Source organism: Chryseobacterium soldanellicola (genome assembly GCF_900100115.1).
Taxonomy (GTDB): domain Bacteria; phylum Bacteroidota; class Bacteroidia; order Flavobacteriales; family Weeksellaceae; genus Chryseobacterium; species Chryseobacterium soldanellicola.
In genome coordinates this window covers 189,825-211,391 of the sequence record NZ_FNKL01000003.1, presented here as the reverse complement: position 1 = coordinate 211,391, position 21,567 = coordinate 189,825, and the positions used below count along the sequence as shown (strand labels likewise).

The following is a 21,567-nucleotide window of genomic DNA, read 5'->3' as shown; positions in this document are numbered from 1 at the left end:
CAGCACAAAGAATTGCCGAATAGAAAATATTATCATAATTTAGTCAACAATCAAGCAGAATATAATTTGATGGTTTTTGTAACGGGCGCCACCGGAATTTTGGGCAGAGTAATTGTTTTAGAGCTTCTTAAAAAAGGCAAAAAAGTTCGGGCATCAAAAAGGGCGACAAGCAATTTAAACGAAGTACGACATTCCTATAGCTTTTATACGGAAAATCCTGACGGTTTTTTTAATAAAATTGAATGGGTAGATGTGGATTTTGATGATATTCATTCCTTGCAGGACGCTTTGAAAGGGGTAGATGAGGTATATCATTGCGCGGCAAAAGTCAGCTTTAATCCTAAAGATGAAAAAGAAATGTACCATACCAATATCAAGGGTACGGAAAATCTCTTGTTTGCCTGTGAAGGCTCAGATGTGAAAAAATTTCTTCACGTAAGTTCTGTGGCTGTTCTGGATAATTTTAATGAAAAAGGAGAATTGGATGAAGAATCTGAATTTAATCCGAAAATAGAACATTCTGCGTATGCGATTTCCAAGCATTTATCTGAAATGGAAGTGTGGAGAGCTTCTGCAGAAGGTTTGAATACCGTAATTATCAATCCCGGAATGATCATCGGAAGCGGAAACTGGGGCCAAAGCAGTGGCGAATTGTTTCAGACTTTTGAAAAGAATAGTTTTACATTTTCAGGCGGAACAAGCTATGTTGATGTAAGAGATGTTGCAAAAATTGCGATTGAATTAATGGAAAAAAATATTTTCGGAGAACGTTTTTTACTTGTTTCAGAAACTACAAAATATGCTGATTTCGGAGGTCAGATCAGACAAAAATTAGGACTGAAAAAGGCAATAATATTGTCAAGAAGTCAGTTGAATGTAGGAAGAGTAGCAAATATACTTTTCGGATGGCTTATTCCAAAATTAAGAATGGTGACCCAATCGAATATTGAAGCGGTATCATCATTGAACATTATTTCCAATCAAAAAATTAAAGAAAGGCTTGATTATCAATTTATTCCCGTTTCGGAAAGTGTTGATTTTCATCTTAATAATTATAGTAACGACAAAAAGCTGAAGAAATGAATCTTGCAGAGGCGATTATCAATAAAAATGTAGAAAAACATCCTGTAAAATCAGCGATTGGATTTAAAAAGAAAGATGGCTGGAAGGAATTAAGCTGGAAAAAATTCAATGAAATTATCTTTAAAACCGCCAATTCACTGAAAAACGCAGGAATTGAAGAAAATGATAAAGTTGCCATCTACGCCGAAAATTCTGCAGAATGGATGATTTTTGATCTGGCTGTTTTGTCGATTGGTGCGATTACGGTTCCGATTTATTCTACAAACAATGCTGAGCAGGCAGAATATATCATCAATGATTCTCAGTCTAAAGCGATTTTAGTCGGAGATCAGCAGCAGTATGACGCCTGTCTTGCGATTTTACAGAAAGAAGAAAGTGTTCTTCAGACAATTATTATATCTAAAAAAGCAGTTTGGATTAAGAAAGAATTCGGCAGTTTTTATCTGGAAGATTTTATTGCAAAAGCTTCCCCGGAATTTGAAATTATCAAAAAAAAATACGAAGATATCGCGACTTTAATCTATACTTCCGGAACCACCGGAACTCCGAAAGGCGTGATGCTTACCCACGGAAATTTTGTCAAAGCCTTCGATGCACATTTTGAATTTTTTAAGTTTAAGAATTTTGAGGAAGAGCTTTCACTGGCATTTTTACCTTTGACTCACGTTTTCGAAAGAAGCTGGAGTTTACTGTGCTTATACGGCGGCGCAAGGGTGTATTTCCTTGAAGATCCAAAAGATATTGCCAAAGCACTGGAAGAGGTAAAACCGACTATGATGTGTGCGGTTCCGAGATTTTTCCAAAAAGTGTATGCCGGAGTCTTGGAAAAAGCTGAAGAAAGCTCGCCATTTAAGAAAAAAATCTTCAATTGGGCACTGGAAGTTGGAAAACAGACTGCAGAATTAAGAAGAAAAGATCAACCGGTTCCTTTTGGATTAAATTTGAAACATTCCGTTGCAAATGCATTGGTTTTTAATAAAGTGAAACAAAAAATGGGTGGAAGATTGTGGTTTTTGCCTTGCGGTGGGGCTTCTGTTTCTCCCGACGTAACTCGCTTATTTGAAGCAATGGGCCTTCATATCACGGTTGGTTATGGTTTGACAGAGACTACAGCGACATTGACGGCTTTTCCGTTGGCTCATTTTGAGCATGGAACTTGTGGACTTCCTTTGCCGGGCGTTGAAATTCGGATCGGTGAAAACGACGAAATTCAGGCAAAAGGAAACGGCGTCATGAAAGGATATTACAATAAACCTGAAGAAACACAAAAAGTTTTCACGGAAGATGGTTGGTTTAAAACAGGTGATGCAGGGAAATTCGATGAAAAAGGAAATCTCATTATTACAGACAGAATCAAAGATCTGATGAAAACTTCCAACGGAAAATACATCGCCCCGCAACAAATTGAAAATATTTTGACCAATAATAATTTTATCAGTCAGATTGTACTGATTGCGGAAGGAAGACAGTTTGTTTCAGCCTTGATTGTTCCGAATTTTGAGTTTTTAAAAGATTATTTGAAGAAAATCAATATTCCTTTTACAAATTGGGAAGAAATTGTCCAAAAAAAGGAAATTAACGATTTTTATAAAGATAAAATTAAAGAATTACAAAACCATTTATCTGATTTTGAAAAAGTGAAGAAATTTACTTTGATGCCTGCAGAATTTGAGATTGGCAGCGGAGAAATCACTCCGACATTGAAAGTAAAACGAAATGTGGTACTAAAAAAATATGCAGATATTATTGAGAAAATGTATTAAATAAAACAATGAAAAGCCACAGGATGTAGTGAAATTTGTGAAAACATTTGTGCTATTTGTGGTTTAATGAATCAAGTTTTATTATTTTAAATTTAAACTATGACAACACAGGAATTTCTAGGAAAAAACGATTTTAATATAAGTCCGCAAACGGTTTCGGAAAGTTGCCCGTCAAATATTGCCCTGATCAAATATTGGGGAAAATATGATGGTCAGATTCCTGCAAATCCAAGCATAAGCTATACTTTAAACCATTGTAAAACCAATACCACAATTGAATTTCTGGCAAACGAACCGTTTTCTGTACAGACATTTTTATCAGGAAATGAAGAAGTGAAATTTGCCGAAAAAATAGAAAAATATTTTAAAAATATCGAGCAATATCTTCCCTGGATTTTAAAAGGAAAATACATTATCAGAACAGAAAATACATTTCCTCACAGCTCAGGAATCGCGAGTTCTGCGTCTGGTTTTGGTGCAATTGCAAAATGTCTGATGAATTTAGATGAAACGTTTTCAGGAAAAAATTCTGACGAAGAATCATTAAAAAAAGCATCATTTCTGGCAAGATTGGGAAGCGGAAGCGCCTGTAGAAGCCTCTACAACGGATTGGTTGTTTGGGGACAGTCTCAGATAAAAGACAGTTCGGATCTATTTGCCGTAAAGTATCCGGATGATGAAATTCATGAGATTTTTAAACACTTTAATGATTGGGTTTTATTGATCCATGAAGGGGAGAAAAGTGTTTCTTCGACTGTGGGACATGGTTTGATGAAGTCAAATCCGTATGCAGAAAGAAGGTTTCAGGAAGCAAGAGAAAATTTTATTCCGATGATAGAAATCCTGAAAAATGGTGATCTTCAAGGTTTTATAAAATTAGTTGAGCATGAAGCATTGACACTTCACGCGATGATGATGATGAGCGATCCTGCTTTTATTTTAATGAAAACAGGAACCTTAGAAGTGATCAATAAAGTCTGGGATTTTAGGAGAGAAACTGATTTGCCTTTATTTTTTACACTGGATGCGGGGGCAAATGTTCATCTTTTATTTCCAAATAATGGTTCTGAAGAAAAAATTAAATCTTTTATTGAAACGGAATTATTGCAGCACACCCAGAAAAATGGAGTAGTGAAAGATATAATGAAATTTTAAACGATTAAAAATATCAATAGAGGCGGGCTTTAGCCCGTTTTCTTTTATCGGAAGACAATTGACTTTAGTCAAAATATAAATCAATCCTCAGTCACCACAGCATCACGGTCTCCGTTTTCTTCTTTTCCTTCTTGGATCATCTCTTCAGCTTCATTTTTTTCTTCGGAAGTTGCTGTTTCTATTCTTTTTTCCTGTTCATCGTTGTGATGATCTATAAAAAATTCGCAATATACAGGCAAATGATCGGATCCGAAATTTTCTAAAGTGGTAAGTTTTTCAATGAAAATATCTTCGCTGTGAAACATCAGATCAATAGGGAATCTTAGTAAACGATATTTTGCGTGAAATGTAGATACAAAATCACGACCGATTCTGGGATCAATTAAATGACTCGTTTTTCTGAATAAAATTGACGATTTGGACCAGGCAACATTATTAAAATCACCAACTACGATCACAGGTTTATGAATTTCTGTCACGCGTTTCGCGGTACTTAGCAAATCACCGTCCCTTTCTTTTGAGGTTTCCTCTTCTGTAGGGCTTGGAGGTGGAGGATGAACACCGAAAAAGACAAAAGAAAACCCATCTTTCGTCGTTAAATGAATCTCAATACTCGGAATATCATCAGCAACAAAATAATGCGTTTTTGCCTCTTTTATTTCAAATTTTGAATAAAAATGCATCCCGTATGTATTTTCTAACGTCACTTTATGCTGATAAGGATAATTTTTTTCAAGAATTCTTAATGCTTTTTCCCAATCGCCATTACTTTCCATGGTCAGGAAAATTTCAGGATTATCTCTCTCAATTATTTTAATAAATCTGCTGTATTCTGTGTTAAACTGATAAACATTCGCAGAAATAAAATGTATTTTTTGAGACGATTTTGATTGTCGCGGATATTTCTTTACAGGATAAATCGGAGTATATTTTATAAGTGTAATACCATGATGAATGAATAATATAACCAAAAGCCCTTGGGAATACCATAAAATTTTAGAAGAATCGATAAAAAGCCCGAAAATAAATGTAATAAAAATAAAATACGTAATCTGGATTTTACCAAATTCCGGAACCCGGAATATCCAATGTGAATTTTGAATTTTTGGCAGCAGCGTTAAAGTGAGCATCAGTACAACTAAGATCAGATAGGTGTTCCACATGTTTGTTAAAATAATGCCTAAAAGTATGATTTACTTTTTAAAATGTTGCAAAATTTCTATAATATTTTTCCTATTTTTATTCTAAGTTTAAGATAAACAAGATGAAAAAAATACTTGCCATCACTCTATTTTTAAGTACTTTCTGCTTTGCGCAAAATAATCAGAATCAGGAAATAGAAAAACCGATCCGTAATCTTTTTCTTGCTATGAAAAACGCAGATCCAGAATTGTTAAAATCAGCTTTTTCGGGAACAGCAATTCTTCAGACCATTACAAAAGATGGGGTGAAAAATGAGGATATAAAAGATTTTATTTCTTCAGTTTCTAAAGCCTCAAAAGATGATCTGGACGAAAGAATTATGATAGATATCATTCATACAGACGGAAATCTTGCGAGTGTTTTTACGCCTTACCAGTTTTACTACAAAGGAAAATTTTCACATTGCGGAGCCAATAGTTTTCAATTAGTTAAACAAAATAATGAATGGAAAATTCAATATATAATTGATACGAGAAGAAAGGAAAATTGTAAAAATTTAAATTAAATTAAAATGAAAATTCATCATATTGCTATTATTTGTTCAGATTACGAGGTTTCCAAAAAATTCTACACAGAGATTTTGGGATTAAATATTATCCGTGAAGTGTATCGTGAAGAAAGGCATTCTTATAAGCTTGATCTGGCGATCGGAGATGATTATGTGATCGAATTATTTTCGTTTCCAAATCCACCGGAAAGGCCTTCAAGACCTGAAGCATGTGGTTTAAGACATTTGGCTTTTTCGGTTGAAAATGTTAATGAAAAACGTCAGGAATTAATTCTAAAAGGAGTAATATGTGAAGAAATCAGAATCGATGAATTTACCGGTAAAGAATTTTTCTTTACTCAGGATCCGGATCAGTTGCCATTGGAATTTTATGAAATGTAAAAATTAATGTGCGTATCCTGTAAAGAAGCTTATTGCCATAATTGCTAAAACAATTGAGGAAATGATTACATAGACATAATCTTTTTCTTTTAAATACCCAATAAGAGCGAAAACAATTCTCATTAAAGGGGTAATAATCAGGATAAGAATTCCCAATTGAATAATGGCCATTCCTTCTCCCGAACACAGGGAATGCCAGAAATGCCCCCAAACTTTCTCTGAAGAAGAACCGATATCTAAGCTTGTGTATTTCTTCGGCATTTTAAAACCTTCCAAAAAAAGCTTTATAAAGCCAATCAGTGAAATGATTACAGACAAAATAACGCCCAATCTCAGGAGATTTCCAACGGAACGGTTCAAATCCACATCTGTGAAGTTCTTTTTCATTATCTGAAACTTTTATTTATTCCGTTATACATCATATAAATAGACAAAATAGTGATTACAATGGCAAAAAATGTTTTCAGTTTTTTTGTCTTGGAAACCATTAATGTTTTTGAACCTATAAAACTGCCCACTACCACACCAATTAAAACGGGAGCCGCAATTACAGGGATAATTTCACCTCTTTGAAAATAGATCATGGCACTTGCAACAGCAGTTACACCGATCATAAAGTTACTTGTCGTCGTAGAAACCTTGAAAGGCAGCTTCATCATATTGTCCATCGCCAAAACTTTCAACGCCCCTGAACCTATTCCTAAAAGTCCGGACATCGCACCGGCAAACATCATCATTAAAAATCCCGGAACTGTATTTCTTGCAGAATAACTTTTTAAAACACCTTTATCTGGAAATGTTCCGAATAGCTTTAGTTTTTCCTCTAAACTTCCTTTTATTACGGGTTCCTGATGGTCAGGCTTTCCTTTAAGGTTTAAAATAACAGTCAGAATAAGAATACTGGCGAAAATAATCCCCAAAGTATTAGGATTCAGCATACCTGAAACCAGGGCTCCGATAATTGCTCCGGCTGTGGTTCCGATCTCTAAAAACATCCCGATCCGCATATTTGTGAAGCCTTCTTTAACAAAAGCAACGGCAGCTCCGGAAGATGTTCCGATTACAGATATTAATGAAGCACCAATCGCATAATGCATTGGAACTCCGAAACCAAGCGTCAATAAAGGGATGATGATAACTCCTCCTCCTAAACCGGTAAGCGAACCCAAAAGACCGGCAGAGATGGCTCCGAGAAAGAGAATAATAATTTCCGACATGGTACAAATATAAAACTATTGGCGTTGTCTGACAAACTTTTAAAAAAGATTATTTTAACGTAATTTTGCAGAAACAAATCGGTAATGAATTTATTTTATGTAATTCTGGGAGCAACTCCTAAAGGAAGGAATATTGAGCAGCATGACGTGTTTTTTGGGATTGCAGAAACTTTGAAAGACCTGGTCCCGGATATGAAAGACTTTTGGAAAGAGGCGGAAGGGAAAATTCACATTGACTGTCATCAAAAAGTAAAATTTGCGGACGGATATAAAGTTAAAATCGTTGAAAAGACAGATAAACTCTCAGAAAATCAATTGTATTTTATCAATTTCGGGGGTTATAAGAAAGGGTTTTTTGAAGAATTCCATGAGCAGCATTTGATGGTCGGAAAATCGATGGGTGAGATTATAAAAAGAGCAAAAAATACTGAATTTTATCAGACCATGGGCTTTGAAGGCGCAGTCAGCCACATCGACGATAAGCACGGGGTAGATATTGATGATATTTTTAATGTAAATGATATTCTGCCTGAAAAAATGAAAGAAAAATATTCAATTATTCTTGAGAAATCCAATATTGAAAATCAGGAAAATGAAATAGGATTAGGATATTTAAAAATTGATAAAATTCAGTAAAAATTAAATCTAAAAGAAAAAATAAAAGTAATAAAATGAAAATAGGAATTTTAGGAGGCGGACAATTAGGAAGAATGTTCATTCAGAACGCTTTGAAATATGACGATCAGTTTTATACGCTAGATCCGGCTTCAGATGCGCCTTGTCATAACATTTCATATTTTACGCAGGGAAATTTCAACGATTATGAAACCGTTTTAAACTTCGGAAAAGATAAAGATGTTGTAACAATTGAAATTGAGCACGTAAATGCCGAAGCTTTGGCTGAATTGGAAAATCAAGGAATAAAAGTCGTTCCTAATTCTAAAATTATTAAAACTATTCAACAGAAAATCCTTCAAAAAGAATTTTATAAAGCTCATGATATTCCAAGCCCGGAATTTGAGATAATGGACGGAAGCTCGGATGAGATTAAAATGTCTTTTCCTTTTGTACAGAAGCTTAATACGGGAGGTTATGATGGAAAAGGGGTGCAAATAATCCGTTCGGCAGAAGATTTGAGAAATTTATGGACGAAAGATTCCGTGATCGAAAGTTTGGTCGATATTGATAAAGAATTGTCCGTCATTGTTGCCAGAAATGAAAATGGGGAAACCAAAACGTTTCCTGTAACAGAAATGGTTGCCGATCCGAAATTGAACTTATTGGATTTCAATATTTGTCCGGTTTTTTTAAGTGAAAATATTCAAAATCAAATTGATTCAATTACCCAAAAATTCCTGAATGCGATAAATTCTCCCGGGCTTTTTGCCATCGAATTATTTTTAGATAAGGAGGGAAAAGTCTGGGTAAACGAAACGGCGCCAAGACTACATAATTCCGGGCATCAAAGCCAGGAAGGAAATGCCAATTCGCAATTCGAGCAAATGTATCGTGTAGTGAAAAATCTTCCTTTGGCAGACACAGATTCTCTGACATACAGCGGAATGCTGAACTTAGTCGGGGGCGAAGAATTCTCCGGAAAAGTGATTTATGAAGGAATGGATGACGTTTTAAAAATGCCAAAAACCTACGTTCACCTTTATGGAAAAACAGAAACCAAACCCGGTAGAAAAATGGGACACATCAATGTTTTAGCAGATTCCAAAGAGGAACTGATGGAAAAGCTGGTGAAAGTGAAAGCGATGGTGAGAGTAATTGCGGAATAAACAAATTTATTATACTGAAAAAGATCGTTGGAAAGGCGGTCTTTTTTATTTATTTTAAATTATCAACTCTCTGCTTCTTAAATATCTGTGAATTATAATTAATCACAAACACTCCAAAAATAATTAAAATGGCGGCAATTATGAATTTAGCTGAAATTTCTTCATCTAAAATCAGCCAGCTTAGAAAAATAGAAATTATAGTATTTACGTAAGCTAAAATCGAAACCTGAACAGGTGAGACTTTCGTTAAAGCATAATGATAAGCAAAAAAAGCAGCTACAGAACCGAATACAGACAGATAAATCATGGCCGAAACACTTTTAAAAGTCCAGTTTCCGAAGTTATAATCTTCTGAAAATGCAAACGCAAAAATAATCTGTAAAATTCCTGCAAACGCAAACTGGTAAAAGAGATTCAATGAAATATTTTTACTTTGAATATTCATTTTTTTTGTAAAAATCGTTCCCGAAGCCCAGCCTCCGATTGCGATAAAGAGAAATAAAATTCCTAATGCATATTCTGGATTTGAAAGGTCTTTAATGCCGTCCCAGAATATAAAAAGAATGCCGCTGAAACACATCGCAACTCCTATAAAAGCCCTGATAGTAAACTTTTGCAGGCCAATGGCAACGCTTCCAAGAAATACAACGATGGGCGAGCATGCGCTTATCAATGAAGTCAGGCTGCTGGTTACGGTTTCTTCGGCCACAGTGGTCATTCCGTTTGCGATCACAAGCATCAGTAAAGAAAAAATAATCTGGTATCTGAGGTTTTTCCAGCCGATCCAACTGAATTCTTTCCTGTAAAGCAGAATCAAAAGCATAATCAAAGCTGCTAAAAACTGTCTTATTCCCGCAACAAACCATGCAGGAATGGTTTCTACGGCAACACGGATCGATAAAAATGTAGTTCCCCAAACGATGGCAACGGTGAAAATGGCGAGAGTCAGTTTGTAATCTTTCATTCAATATCAAATTAACAAAAGTATTTAATTTAAAATGCCGGTGAGCACAGTTTCTAAATTATTTAGGTAACAGAGCAACTTTTACGCCTTTTTGCATTTAAACTTATTAATTCTTTATCTTTGGGCATCTAATAAAAATTGAAGAATGGTAGGAATTATTATGGGAAGTCAGAGCGACTTACCGATCATGGAACAGGCTGCGAATTTTTTAAAATCTTTAGACATCTCTTACGAATTGACGGTGGTTTCTGCGCACAGAACTCCTGAAAGGATGTTTGATTATGCAAAAACTGCCCAGGAAAGAGGCTTGAAGGTAATTATAGCAGGAGCCGGTGGTGCGGCGCATCTTCCGGGAATGGTGGCGAGCTGTACGACGTTACCTGTGATCGGTGTTCCGATTTTGTCGAGTAATTCTATTGATGGTTGGGATTCTGTATTATCGATTCTTCAAATGCCGGGCGGAATTCCTGTCGCAACGGTTGCCTTAAATGGTGCTTTAAATGCCGGAATTTTAGCAGCAAAAATTATCGGGACCGGTAATGTTCAGGTTGCAGATCAGCTTCAGAAGTATCAGGATGCTTTAAAAGACAAAGTGTTGGGAACGGTTGATGATATTAAAGCGCAACATCCGAACCAGTATGATAAATAAGGTGAATGATGAATCGTCAATTTGCTTTGCTGTCAATTTATATTGCAGTGTAAAGTTCATAATTGTCCTATATAATTTACAAAAAGCCTCACAATCCGTGAGGCTTTTGTTATTACTGAATCATATTTAATCTAAAAAGGCAGTGATATTTAAAAGAATTTTTAACGGAATAGTATTCCACAGAGTGAATTTTAAAAGTGAATGGTCAATGGTTAATTTTTTATTTGAACGTAAATTCACAATTTATGTTGACATTCACTTTTCTAGCCCAGATCGCAGCAATTGTTTGAGCTCATTTTGTGTTTATTGGGGCGGCGGCGAAGCCGCCGCCCCAATAAACACAAAATAGCGAGTGCGGAGAGCGGGAAAAAGCTTCAAATAAAAAATAAAACAGCTTTTCGATGTAATCAAATAGCTTCTGAAAAATTAGTAATTAGCAATCAGTGATTATTAACTTTGATTCACAAAAAAACCGTTCAAAACTAATTGAACGGCTTTATATTTTTGCTAATTGCTAATTAATATCTGTAATATTCAGGTTTGTATGGGCCTTTCACATCAACACCGATATATTCAGCTTGTTCAGGAGAAAGAGTTTCCAATTCAACGCTTAACTTTTTAAGGTGTAAAGCCGCTACTTTTTCATCTAAATGTTTAGGTAACATATACACTTCATTTTTGTAAGCTGCAGAGTTATTCCAAAGTTCGATCTGAGCCAAAGTCTGGTTTGAGAAAGAGTTTGACATTACAAAACTTGGGTGACCCGTTGCACAACCTAGGTTTACCAATCTACCTTCCGCAAGGATGATCACTTCTTTGCCACCTTCCAATGTGTAGATGTCTACCTGAGGCTTAACTTCAGACTTTGTGTGACCGTAGTTTGTGTTTAACCAAGCCATATCGATTTCGTTATCAAAGTGACCGATGTTACAAACGACAGCTTTATCTTTCATTTTAAGGAAATGTTCTCCTCTTACGATGTTGAAGTTACCTGTAGTCGTGATGATGATATCTGCGTTATCAACCACGGTATCAAGTCTTTTTACCTCATAACCGTCCATTGCAGCCTGAAGCGCACAAATTGGATCAATTTCAGTTACGGTAACGATAGAACCGGCTCCTCTGAAAGATGCAGCAGTCCCTTTACCTACGTCTCCGTATCCGCAAACTACCACTCTTTTTCCAGCCAGCATAAGGTCTGTTGCTCTTCTTACAGCATCTACTGCAGATTCTTTACATCCGTATTTGTTGTCGAATTTTGATTTAGTCACTGAATCATTTACGTTGATTGCAGGCATTACCAAAGTTCCGTTTTTCATTCTTTCGTACAATCTGTGAACTCCGGTTGTCGTTTCTTCAGAAAGACCTTTGATATCTTTTGTGAATTCAGGATATTTATCAAAAACCATGTTTGTTAAATCTCCACCATCATCCAAAATCATGTTTAATGGCTTTCTGTCTTCACCGAAGAATAAAGTCTGCTCTATACACCAGTCGAATTCTTCTTCATTTAAACCTTTCCAGGCATAAACAGGGATTCCTGCAGCAGCGATTGCAGCAGCAGCGTGATCTTGTGTAGAGAAAATATTACAAGAAGACCAAGTAACTTCAGCTCCTAAAGCTACCAAAGTCTCGATTAGCACAGCCGTTTGGATAGTCATGTGAAGACATCCGGCGATTCTTGCGCCTTTAAGCGGTTGAGATGGCCCGTATTCTTCACGGATAGACATCAAACCAGGCATTTCAGCTTCTGCAAGGGTAATTTCTTTTCTTCCCCATTCTGCCAGGGAAATGTCCTTAACTTTGTAAGGAACGTATTGTGTTGTAGTACTCATATGTAAAATGAATAAGTTTAAAATTCAAATTTATAAGGAACAAAATTACAATTAATAATTAAGATAAAAAAACGGGATGTCAACTTGATGTATATGAGATGATACAGGATTCAGTTAATTTAGTTGAAATCTGAACAGCGTATCTGAGGACCCGTAAATTTGCAAATTCATCCTGACCGCTCTTCAGCCAACAAACATTTCTATGTTGAAAACAGTCTTTCGTCTTACCGCTTGCAGCCAAATTTTTCACTAATTTTACCCAATAATTTATCCAATGCCTCTTTATCGCGATTTTTCAGATGACACCGCCACGATCCTCGTATGGAAATACGATGACACCGAAGATTTGAATATTGATGAGCTTTTAGAACCGGAAAATGCCGAAAAAGTAAAAGATTATCATCCCAAAAAGCTTCTGGAAGTATTAATGGTGCGGAAAATGCTCAAAGGTTTAAAACCCAATTCAAAGATTTTATATAAAGAAAGGGAACCTTTTCTGTCTCCGAAAGATGCTGAAATTTCTATCACGCATTCTTTCCCGTTTGCAGCAATTGCTATTTCAAAAAATAAAATCGGGATCGATATTGAGAAATTCAACCCTAAAATTTTACGGGTAATCGACAAATTTACCTATGAAAATGAAAGAGGTTTCATTCCTTTTGATAACGAGGTCACTTATTATACGATCATTTGGAGCGTGAAAGAAAGCATGTACAAGATTCACCATTCAAAATATTGGTCTTTGAAGAAAAATTATGAAGTGAAACCTTTTGAATTAAAGCACCTTCATCATATTAAATGCAGGGTTTATGATGAGCAGTTTTCAGATGAATTCAAAGCTAAGGTAGAATTCTTCGACGATTTTTGTTTTACGATTGTGGAGGAGTAATTTCCTCATTTTTGTATTTTTCGATCACTTTTCTCTGCTCTTTGGCAACGTCATAGATCAGCTCCAACACATCATGAATATTTTTCAATTCCGTTAAATGAGAGATTTTATTCGGATCTCTCCGGTCGTAAGATTCGTCTTCCATCAATTCATTTTTCCTTTGAATGATCAGATCTTCAATCGAAGAATCTTCCGGCTCGATGCGGCTTTCCATTTTTAAAGCTTCATTGATCTCGTTTCCTTTTAATAAGGTATAAGTCTGGTTCATTTCTGCTTCCACTTTTTTACTCCAGCTTTCAGCATCGATTTCGGGATATGTTTCATTATTTTGAGAATACTGCGAAAGAGAAGCTGTGTAAGCCGTTAGAAGGTGTGAAGTCGCTACAAACTGATGCACAACTTCCAGTTTTTTCTGTTGATTTTTAGGCTCGGAAATCATTCTCTGAAAGTTGTCGGAAAGGTTGGCGAGTGATATAATTGCGTTTTTACGTTTAACTTTATAATCTTCAAGATTGAAATCATCGGTCAGAAATTTTGACATCACACTTTGGAAATAAACCAAATTACTTTCTGCGGATTTTTTCATTAAATCTAAATTCTGCGTGTGTTCCCAAACCGGAAGAATGATATAGGAAACAGCAAAAGCAATAATTCCTGCAACGATCGTATCGACAATTCTGTCTCTAAAAATAGCATCAATATTTCCCGGACTTAAAAAGTTAAAGCTTAAGAAAACATAAATTGTCATAAATAAAACCGCCCAGAAATATTTTCCCTTTAAAAAGCTGAAACACATGATCATACTTATTAAAAGAATGCCAAACAATAAGCTGCCTATGTGTAAAAAATGTAAAATGCCGTACGCGATCACGGCTCCGGCAATGGTTCCGTAGAGACGAAGGAGATTTCTCTGTTTGGTAATGGAGTAGGCCGGCTTTAAAATCGCAACGATGGTGATCAAAACCCAATAGGTATGCCCGATTCCCAAAAATTGAAACTGCGAAAAGAGATATCCTATCAATAAAGCAATCGTAATCCGGATTGCATGCCGGAAATGCGATGATGAAAAGGAAATATTGTTTTTTAAAACTTTAAAATTAAGCTTCTCCTCATTCGGTAAAAATTTTCTCAGATCAAGACCTGTGGAAAGGCTTTTTGCGAGTTTTACATCTTGTGAAAAGACCTTATAAATTTCACTGATTTCTTTGGTGATTTCATTGATACGCATTAAAATCTGGCGCAAAATCATGAAATTTTCCAGATTGTCAACCGACATTTCCTTATTTCTAAGCTCAAAATAATGATAATTAAGATTCTGCATCTCCAGATCTAAATTAAACATCGGTTTTGCTCTTGTCCCGATTTGAAGTGAGATTCCGATGTTGGTGATTTCCTCTGAAAGCAAATTAAGATAATCATGAATCTGAACCAGAATCATACTGTCTTCAAAACTCTGCTGAAGCTTTTGATAATCACTTTCGGAGGTCATTAATTTCTCATGAAGATCCATTGAATTTAAGAACATCAGCATTAATAAACGGCTCGTTGTGGTCGATTCATTAACGATGGTTCTTGTTTTGAAAACGGTTTCGCGGGTTTCTTCCTGAAGGTTTTTTATTTCGATCTGCTTGGCAATAACCTGAGTGGTCAGTTTATCGAAATCCGGATTTTTCTGATAATAATTGGCTTTAATTTTTAAAAATTCGCCCAATTGAAGATAGTTTTCACCAATCATCTGACTGGCAAGCTTATACGGCTGAATGGTCGTTACAATTAAGAAGATCAATAAGAACCAGGCACATCCACAAGCAAAAATAAATAAGCTTTTAAAAATATTCTCTCCTGTAAGATGCCCGTCAATGAAGATCGCTAAAACGACCAATGATAATGAACCTACCGCTGCCAATCGTTGTCCGTAAACCCCGATAATCGAGAAAAACATTCCGAAAACAATGATTTCAAGGATCACCAGCAGAAATATTTTCATCACCAGGCTTGCAATAAGAGCCACCACAACAAAGCAGAAAATAGCAAATGTTAAAGCATTTCTTCTGCGGATGAAAGGCCCGGGCTGATCGGTCAGTGCCACAAAGCTGGTTCCGAGAGGAAAGAGGAAGTATTGTTTTAAAATTCCGAAGTGGGCGAGAACCAAACAGGGTAAAACAGTTGCTAATGTAATTCTGATGGCAGAATATACATATTGACTGGTTATGAATTTTTTTAGTTCCGCGGAATAGTTCATAATGCAAAAATAAGCGTTAAATATGAATTGTCAGTTTTACTTGGTAAGTGAATTGTGAATTTTTTTTAATATCCTATTTAAATTTAGCAGGAAAAAATGAATTGACAATTAAGAGCTCCCTTTTTTCATTGATAAAAGGTCGGATTTGTCCTAATGTTTTTGTATACTATGACTTCCCATTTAGTTTGTCATCCGGGAAGGATCTAAATATAGTATTAGAAATGAGTTTAGGTCATTGCGAGCAGACTGAAGGCCTGCGAACGTAGTTCAGAAGTGACTAAGCAATCTCTTTCTTTAAAGACAAATGGCACTAATTTCACACAAATAGCACAAAATTGGAGCTCTAATAGTATATTTAGATCCTTCCAGGATGACAAACTTTGTGGAGATTTCCAAATATTTGAATCAACGATTGCAACCCTAGCCCCGATCGAGCATTTGTTTGAGCTCATTTTCTTGTTTTCGGCGGCGGCGAAGCCGCCGCCGAAAACAAGAAAATAGCAAGTGCGGAGAGCGGGAAAAGCTTCAAATAAAAATACAACAGCTTTTCGATGTAATCAAATTGCTTCTTAAAAATAAAATAAAAATAACAATTCGACTAATTAAGAGCTCCGGAAAAATAAATTAAAAGCTCTCTGTTTATAAAAACAAAAAAAGCTCCATCAAATGGAGCTTTTTGTAAACTTGTAAGTTTATATTTTCTTAATTATCTACGTTAGAAGTTTCATCACCAATATTCCAGGTTAACCCGAAACGAATTGTGTTATCCAAAGCAGTATTAATTTTAGACATATTAATCAGGTAAGAAATATCAAGTCCGAAAGAACGGTACTTAAGACCAACACCCGCCGTAGCAAATTGTCTTGCGCCCTGCTCTTCACTTTCATGGAAATAACCTCCTCTTACAGCGAATGCATTGTCATAAGAATATTCTAATGCACCACTCATCATAACAGAGTTCTTATTCTTGAAAGATTTCCCGATACCTGCGATAGGACCCACGTTTGGCACTTCGTAGATAGGCTGTCTTGTGTTGGGATCCATACCAACGAATTCAGAACCCGGAACTAAGATTTTAGAACCTTCAAAACTGATCCCGATTTTGTTTAAATCATCAAGATACATATCATAACCAAGTCCCAACCTTGCCATTGTAGGAAGATAAGATCTTGATTCTTCATTTCCTGTGTAATCTAATTTCGGACCAAGGTTCTGGATTGCCAAACCGGCATTCACTTTACCATCGTACCCTCCGATACTAGAGAATCTTGGAGATGTATAGTAAGCTGAAACGTCTACTGCGAAAGAGTTTGCAGGCTTAAGCGTAGTATCTGTGTTGAATCCTCCGGCTAAATCTGAACGAATGAATCTACCCGTTACGGCCATTGAATACGAGTCAGAAAGCTTCAGACCGTATGCAACGTCGATGGAGAATTCGTTAGGTTTTGATGTACCCATAGAAGTTACTTCGTTCCCTACTAATTGAGTCAAGTCTACCTCACCCATGTTGAAGTAATAGATACTCGCAGAGATGGTAGATCTTTCGTCTTGTCCTAAGAATTTATGGAATGCACCATATAATAAGAATACATCATTGGTAAGTTTTCCCATATAAGGTGTGTAGTTTAACCCTACAGAAGAACTTGTTCTGCTAAAAGGATATTTTGCAGCGTTCCAGAACTGGGAAAACGCATCCGGAGAGGTAACCACCCCTTGATCTCCCATACCTCCAGACCTTGCATCAGGTGCGATTCTTAAAAAAGGAGCTCCGGTTAAAACAGGTCTTACTTGACTTAGATCTTGTGAATAACCTAAAAAGCCAGCACTTAACCCAATCCCTAAAAGCAGTTTAGTAGTTAAATTCATATGTTGTCTTTTATATATTATCAGTTTTTTGTTAATATTATTATCTATTGTTATTTAAATTATTTCAAAAGTACCATTTTTTCTACAGCTGTAGCACTTCCTTTGCATTTTTCTTGATTTTGACTTTTTGCAAATATCTTAAAAATATACGTACCTTTTGCTACTGTTGCCCCAAAATCGTCTCTTCCGTCCCATTCTATTGCCTGGCGTGGCGTTCTAAAGCCCTGTAGGAACGGTTCCGCAACAACAGGCGTAGATAAAGTTCTTACTAATTTTCCTGTTATTGTATAAATCTGAACGTTGACATCCAGAATATCATCACAATTATGCTCGAACTGAATGTACGTTTTGTTGGTAAAAGGATTCGGCCAGTTCAATGGTCTGTTAATTACCAAATGCTGGTCTGCCTCGTCCTTAACTTCAAAATTTAACGTAGAGGTCGTCGAATTATTGTTTATGTCCCAAACTTTAAATGTTAATTGATGCTGTCCTATCGCTAAATTCCTGAAAGGATAGGTTACATTCCCTTTTTGGTAATCTGCCAAGCTTGGGCTTAAACATCCGTTTCCTTCTCCTGAAGCAAAGAAATCATTTAACACCACCGTGTTGATAATTTGCCCGTCCAAATATACAGTAATATCGTGACCAATACCAGATCCTGTGGAATTAATTCCTGTATCATCCGTAACACAAGCCAACAGCATAGGATTTTGATCCGTAATACCGCCATTTGCGAAGTTGGTGTTATTCATATATAATTTCACTTTCGGAGGCTCGCTGTCGTTGATTCCGTTAGGATTAATATCTCCGACCTGTACCGCCTGATTGTTGAAAACATCGATTACTTTATTATCGGCATATCCTAAGATTCTACCTTGTCCTACAGCATAATTAATGTCTTTAGGAACATAAAATTCTACAGTGAAAACTCCATTTACAGCCGTTCCTGAAGCTTTTACAATGGCGCTTCCTTCTTCTGTGTATTCTAAGATAGGAGTTAAATTTCCATCATTATTTAAGGTCTTTTTATTTAATCTTTTATCAAAAATATTGATGACAACCCTTCCGTTAAAAGTAGTGTTAATACCTCCGCCCGGATTATTGATATGTCCTTTTATTTTAACAAAATCCAACCCTCTGATCAATCCCGGAACCGGCGTATCGATATTATCGATCACCAATAATCTTTGCGGACGGCTCAGTTTCATCGCCGGATCACCCAGGAAATTAACCTTTAAATGGTTTCCGTCAGCTGTTTTTTGTTTTTTAGCATTTAAATGAGCATATCCTAATGTATCAAAATCGTCATTGGTAAGCTTAAAAATATTCTGAGTGAAAATATTAGTAAAATCAATACCGTAACCTACCGCAATGGCACGGCTTGAGGTGATCATGGTTGCAGGACCGCCTTGTTTTAATTTAATAAACTGTTCGCCCGCCGAAGAGGTTTCAGGATCATCCCAAAGCGTAAATTCACAGGTAATAGTTGATACAAAAGGGAATCTGCTGTACACATTAGAGAAATTATTCGAATTTTGAATTTCATCTGTTGTTAAAACTCTTTCCTGCGCCCAGCCGTTGATTCCTCCATGCCCGAAATAGAACAGATAAAGGCTGTTTCCGATGTCATTAGAAATCGCCTGATTTACCTGAGGATATCTTTGTCCGCCCGCTGTACTTTGCGCCTGGAAAGCATCCAGATATAGTTTTCTAACATTGTATTCTTTAAGATTTGTGTTCGCCGGCTGCTCAAAAACGGTTACCAGAGAATTATTCATTACAGTATGGAAAGGATCACCGCCATCATTATCATCATCCGCAACAAAATCAAGCTTCATTCTCCATTCCCCGAAAGGAGTGGATTGGCCTGATAAAGAGTTGTAGTAAGCCAGTGTTTTATCCATCATATTCCCGGCTTCCGTTACATTGGCAGCGGGAAGTCTTCCTACCGGAAGATCAGGAAGGTTACCGCCGATAGTCGTAGAATTTTGAGGCTGGGTCATGACAATATAGTCATCCGTAACAAAAGAATTCACAAAATCTGCCGATTCTTCACTCTGATAACTTATAACAACATTGGTGTTATTTTGGATCCTGTTTTTAAAGTCATAAGAAGTATCTCCTAAAATAAATACATACTTTAATGTTCCGACCGGTGTATTTAACTTAGTTACAAAATCCCTGATTGCTGTAAGATCTCTGCTTCCGCTTCCAAATTCATTATAAATTTTGGTAGCATCTACAATCTGTACATTATAATTGTTTTTTGTCTGATGATAATTGGCCAGCCTTTGAGCCTGCCCCATCATTTCCGGAGTGGTAATAATCAAATAATCTACATTTTGTAAAGCCGAAAGATTCTGATTGGCAATTCTTTCCACAAATTGAGGGCTGTAAGCTGCAGAAGCTTTAAAAGCTACGAATTCATTGTTAAAGTTTTGGTCGGAAGTTACATAAGCGAAGTTAAAAGATGCTCCCCCCGTTGCTTTATTTACCCTTCTGTTAGCGTTTGTAATATCGGTAACATCCCAAACCTGCTCCATTCCCGAAGGATTTGCGATGCTGAAGCCGTAGCTGGTATTAGTTCCGCTTTCGAGGGAAAAGTCCCTGAAATTCATCTGGGCTCCGTTATACGTAAGGTTTTCTTTATACTGTACTTCCAGATAATCCGGGTAAAAAACGCCATTAGGATTTACAGTGATATTAGGATTATAATTGAAAGTTATCTGATTTCCGCTAAGTCCGGATACCGTTCCTGAATATCTTGTCGGGAAAAAGTCATACGCATAATTCGGAGAATTGGCAGGAACACTAATTGTTACGGGATTTTGATTGTTGATGTTAAAAGTAACACTGTTCTGCTGAGATTTATATCCAATTACCTGCGCTCGGTACCGGATCACATCGCCACTCTGAATTGGAGATTTTGTATTTAAAGTGATGGCTTTATTCGTTGTAAAAGGCGCATCTTCCACCCATATTCTTCCTAATTTCAATAAATTTTTCTGGTCATTATTGATTACCTGATAGTCATCATATCTTGTAATTAACGGAGTAGTGGGTAAATTTACATCAACCGGCTGAACTCTTTTTCCGGCCCCTTTGTCAAAATTAATATAGTAATATGAAAAATCTTCGTAAATATTTTTTAAGTTTTCACTCGTGTCATTTCTCGTATCAACTCTTTTGAAACCGTTACCGTTTGTTGTATTATAAAGATTGTAACCGTTCGGTCCCTGCGCGTAGAATAGAGCATAATCACCGTCATTCCAAACTCCGTCGTCCTCACCGACAACCTGAATGGCATTTTCCTGCAAAGCACTGTATTTTACATCCTGGTTGTATTCGGGAAGCATTACACCGCCGTTACCATAAATTCTGAAATTTTTAGGATTTACAGAAGAGGGGTTGATTCCGTTGGCGCTTAAAAACTGAGAATCGATTTTGAAAATCCCAGATTTATCAACCTTGATTTTATAAAAATTACCGGTTGATAAAGGGTTTGCAGTGGTTCCTACTTTTGCTGTGCCGAATTTGTTGGAAGAGCCACTATCAGAAATTTCAAAGGAAGAAAGCCTTAAAGCTTTTCCTTTTACGTTTTTAAATAACGCCACATGAATACTCGCATATCGCTCTCCTTCAAGGTAATAATAGCTTATATCTGTAATGTCGCGCCCCTGTAAAAGATCTTTATTAAGCTCAAATAAATCTTTATTAGAGGCACTTTCCCAAACAAGATTGGAAATTTTTAGCTGTCTTTCTCCAATTTTTTGTTTGGTTGTTATAAAAATGTTATTTTGGCTGAATGAAAAACCTTCATTTTTAAAATGGGGGAGCGTTAATTTTGTATCGCCAAAGTCTTGGATTTTCGATCCGTCCCATTCGATGGTCGTTCTTTGAGCCCAAAGCATTGATACAAAAGTAATTAGAAATAAAAGAGTGATTTTTTGTTTCATGTTTATGATTGAAATTTCTAAATTACAAAATAAATGAAAATTTTATAATTAAATTGTGATACAATAAAATTA

The 21,567-nt window shown here is 36.2% G+C and carries 17 protein-coding genes; 9 read left to right on the top strand and 8 right to left on the bottom strand.

Annotated elements, in window-relative coordinates; all coding sequences use genetic code 11:
* Positions 1 to 69 precede the first annotated feature (69 nt).
* The 3 genes from BLT04_RS10435 (at position 70) to BLT04_RS10425 (ending at position 4,001) form a co-directional block, all read left to right on the top strand.
* Entirely contained in the window at positions 70 to 1,083 is a 1,014-nt protein-coding gene (locus tag BLT04_RS10435; RefSeq protein ID WP_089756410.1) for an NAD-dependent epimerase/dehydratase family protein, read from the top strand.
* The gene (locus BLT04_RS10430) at positions 1,080 to 2,846 is read left to right on the top strand and encodes an AMP-dependent synthetase/ligase (RefSeq protein ID WP_089755754.1); all 1,767 of its coding nucleotides are present in this window, start codon (positions 1,080 to 1,082) and stop codon (positions 2,844 to 2,846) included. The genes BLT04_RS10435 and BLT04_RS10430 overlap by 4 nt, the downstream gene beginning before the upstream one ends.
* Positions 2,847 to 2,945: 99 nt before the next feature.
* Positions 2,946 to 4,001, top strand: a complete 1,056-nt coding sequence (locus BLT04_RS10425) for a diphosphomevalonate decarboxylase (RefSeq protein WP_089755753.1) — start codon at positions 2,946 to 2,948, stop codon at positions 3,999 to 4,001.
* Between the two features lie 80 nt (positions 4,002 to 4,081).
* On the opposite strand, the gene BLT04_RS10420 is transcribed toward BLT04_RS10425, so the two are convergent.
* Positions 4,082 to 5,164 (bottom strand): endonuclease/exonuclease/phosphatase family protein, encoded by a 1,083-nt coding sequence (locus tag BLT04_RS10420; protein WP_089755752.1) that lies wholly within the window; start codon positions 5,162 to 5,164, stop codon positions 4,082 to 4,084.
* 101 nt (positions 5,165 to 5,265) lie between these two features.
* Here BLT04_RS10420 and BLT04_RS10415 point away from each other — a divergent pair, with 101 nt between their 5' ends.
* Positions 5,266 to 5,709 (top strand): nuclear transport factor 2 family protein, encoded by a 444-nt coding sequence (locus BLT04_RS10415; protein ID WP_089755751.1) that lies wholly within the window; start codon positions 5,266 to 5,268, stop codon positions 5,707 to 5,709.
* A gap of 6 nt (positions 5,710 to 5,715) precedes the next feature.
* Positions 5,716 to 6,093: an SMU1112c/YaeR family gloxylase I-like metalloprotein gene (gene gloA2, locus BLT04_RS10410; RefSeq protein ID WP_089755750.1), complete on the top strand. Its 378-nt coding sequence runs from the start codon at positions 5,716 to 5,718 to the stop codon at positions 6,091 to 6,093.
* Positions 6,094 to 6,096: 3 nt separating this feature from the next.
* Here the strand turns inward: gloA2 and BLT04_RS10405 are convergent, their stop codons facing one another.
* The gene (locus BLT04_RS10405) at positions 6,097 to 6,480 is read right to left on the bottom strand and encodes a DUF1634 domain-containing protein (RefSeq protein ID WP_089755749.1); all 384 of its coding nucleotides are present in this window, start codon (positions 6,478 to 6,480) and stop codon (positions 6,097 to 6,099) included.
* Positions 6,480 to 7,310 carry a sulfite exporter TauE/SafE family protein gene (locus tag BLT04_RS10400; protein WP_089755748.1) on the bottom strand — a complete coding sequence of 277 codons (831 nt, stop codon included), beginning with the start codon at positions 7,308 to 7,310 and terminating at the stop codon, positions 6,480 to 6,482. Before BLT04_RS10400 ends, BLT04_RS10405 begins: the two co-directional genes overlap by 1 nt.
* Positions 7,311 to 7,394: 84 nt before the next feature.
* Here BLT04_RS10400 and BLT04_RS10395 point away from each other — a divergent pair, with 84 nt between their 5' ends.
* Positions 7,395 to 7,946, top strand: coding sequence for a DUF1543 domain-containing protein (locus tag BLT04_RS10395; protein ID WP_089755747.1), 552 nt, complete (start codon positions 7,395 to 7,397; stop codon positions 7,944 to 7,946).
* A gap of 35 nt (positions 7,947 to 7,981) precedes the next feature.
* The gene (locus tag BLT04_RS10390; RefSeq protein ID WP_089755746.1) at positions 7,982 to 9,094 is read left to right on the top strand and encodes a 5-(carboxyamino)imidazole ribonucleotide synthase; all 1,113 of its coding nucleotides are present in this window, start codon (positions 7,982 to 7,984) and stop codon (positions 9,092 to 9,094) included.
* 49 nt (positions 9,095 to 9,143) lie between these two features.
* On the opposite strand, the gene BLT04_RS10385 is transcribed toward BLT04_RS10390, so the two are convergent.
* Positions 9,144 to 10,058 (bottom strand): DMT family transporter, encoded by a 915-nt coding sequence (locus BLT04_RS10385; RefSeq protein WP_089755745.1) that lies wholly within the window; start codon positions 10,056 to 10,058, stop codon positions 9,144 to 9,146.
* 145 nt (positions 10,059 to 10,203) lie between these two features.
* On the opposite strand from BLT04_RS10385, the gene purE reads away from it, so the two are divergent.
* Complete coding sequence (purE, locus tag BLT04_RS10380; RefSeq protein ID WP_089755744.1) at positions 10,204 to 10,707, top strand: 5-(carboxyamino)imidazole ribonucleotide mutase; 504 nt, start codon at positions 10,204 to 10,206, stop codon at positions 10,705 to 10,707.
* A gap of 518 nt (positions 10,708 to 11,225) precedes the next feature.
* Here purE and ahcY read toward each other — a convergent pair.
* Complete coding sequence (ahcY, locus tag BLT04_RS10375) at positions 11,226 to 12,542, bottom strand: adenosylhomocysteinase (protein ID WP_089755743.1); 1,317 nt, start codon at positions 12,540 to 12,542, stop codon at positions 11,226 to 11,228.
* A 274-nt stretch (positions 12,543 to 12,816) separates the two neighbouring features.
* Between ahcY and BLT04_RS10370 the strand changes: the two genes are divergently transcribed.
* Positions 12,817 to 13,431 (top strand): 4'-phosphopantetheinyl transferase superfamily protein, encoded by a 615-nt coding sequence (locus BLT04_RS10370; RefSeq protein WP_089755742.1) that lies wholly within the window; start codon positions 12,817 to 12,819, stop codon positions 13,429 to 13,431.
* Here BLT04_RS10370 and BLT04_RS10365 read toward each other — a convergent pair.
* From BLT04_RS10365 to porU, 3 genes are all read right to left on the bottom strand, one after another.
* Positions 13,412 to 15,673, bottom strand: a complete 2,262-nt coding sequence (locus BLT04_RS10365) for an FUSC family protein (RefSeq protein ID WP_089755741.1) — start codon at positions 15,671 to 15,673, stop codon at positions 13,412 to 13,414. The two genes, BLT04_RS10370 and BLT04_RS10365, sit on opposite strands and share 20 nt — an antisense overlap.
* 702 nt (positions 15,674 to 16,375) lie before the next feature.
* Positions 16,376 to 17,539, bottom strand: a complete 1,164-nt coding sequence (gene porV / locus BLT04_RS10360; protein ID WP_089755740.1) for a type IX secretion system outer membrane channel protein PorV — start codon at positions 17,537 to 17,539, stop codon at positions 16,376 to 16,378.
* A 59-nt stretch (positions 17,540 to 17,598) separates the two neighbouring features.
* Positions 17,599 to 21,495 (bottom strand): type IX secretion system sortase PorU, encoded by a 3,897-nt coding sequence (gene porU / locus BLT04_RS10355; RefSeq protein WP_089755739.1) that lies wholly within the window; start codon positions 21,493 to 21,495, stop codon positions 17,599 to 17,601.
* Positions 21,496 to 21,567: the final 72 nt, after the last annotated feature.

Coding starts and splice junctions, on each gene's coding strand:
- BLT04_RS10435 (WP_089756410.1), top strand. CDS start 70: ATGGTTTTTGTAACGGGCGCCACCGGAATTTTGGGCAGAGTAATTGTT.
- BLT04_RS10430 (WP_089755754.1), top strand. CDS start 1,080: ATGAATCTTGCAGAGGCGATTATCAATAAAAATGTAGAAAAACATCCT.
- BLT04_RS10425 (WP_089755753.1), top strand. CDS start 2,946: ATGACAACACAGGAATTTCTAGGAAAAAACGATTTTAATATAAGTCCG.
- BLT04_RS10420 (WP_089755752.1), bottom strand. CDS start 5,164: ATGTGGAACACCTATCTGATCTTAGTTGTACTGATGCTCACTTTAACG.
- BLT04_RS10415 (WP_089755751.1), top strand. CDS start 5,266: ATGAAAAAAATACTTGCCATCACTCTATTTTTAAGTACTTTCTGCTTT.
- gloA2 (WP_089755750.1), top strand. CDS start 5,716: ATGAAAATTCATCATATTGCTATTATTTGTTCAGATTACGAGGTTTCC.
- BLT04_RS10405 (WP_089755749.1), bottom strand. CDS start 6,480: ATGAAAAAGAACTTCACAGATGTGGATTTGAACCGTTCCGTTGGAAAT.
- BLT04_RS10400 (WP_089755748.1), bottom strand. CDS start 7,310: ATGTCGGAAATTATTATTCTCTTTCTCGGAGCCATCTCTGCCGGTCTT.
- BLT04_RS10395 (WP_089755747.1), top strand. CDS start 7,395: ATGAATTTATTTTATGTAATTCTGGGAGCAACTCCTAAAGGAAGGAAT.
- BLT04_RS10390 (WP_089755746.1), top strand. CDS start 7,982: ATGAAAATAGGAATTTTAGGAGGCGGACAATTAGGAAGAATGTTCATT.
- BLT04_RS10385 (WP_089755745.1), bottom strand. CDS start 10,058: ATGAAAGATTACAAACTGACTCTCGCCATTTTCACCGTTGCCATCGTT.
- purE (WP_089755744.1), top strand. CDS start 10,204: ATGGTAGGAATTATTATGGGAAGTCAGAGCGACTTACCGATCATGGAA.
- ahcY (WP_089755743.1), bottom strand. CDS start 12,542: ATGAGTACTACAACACAATACGTTCCTTACAAAGTTAAGGACATTTCC.
- BLT04_RS10370 (WP_089755742.1), top strand. CDS start 12,817: ATGCCTCTTTATCGCGATTTTTCAGATGACACCGCCACGATCCTCGTA.
- BLT04_RS10365 (WP_089755741.1), bottom strand. CDS start 15,673: ATGAACTATTCCGCGGAACTAAAAAAATTCATAACCAGTCAATATGTA.
- porV (WP_089755740.1), bottom strand. CDS start 17,539: ATGAATTTAACTACTAAACTGCTTTTAGGGATTGGGTTAAGTGCTGGC.
- porU (WP_089755739.1), bottom strand. CDS start 21,495: ATGAAACAAAAAATCACTCTTTTATTTCTAATTACTTTTGTATCAATG.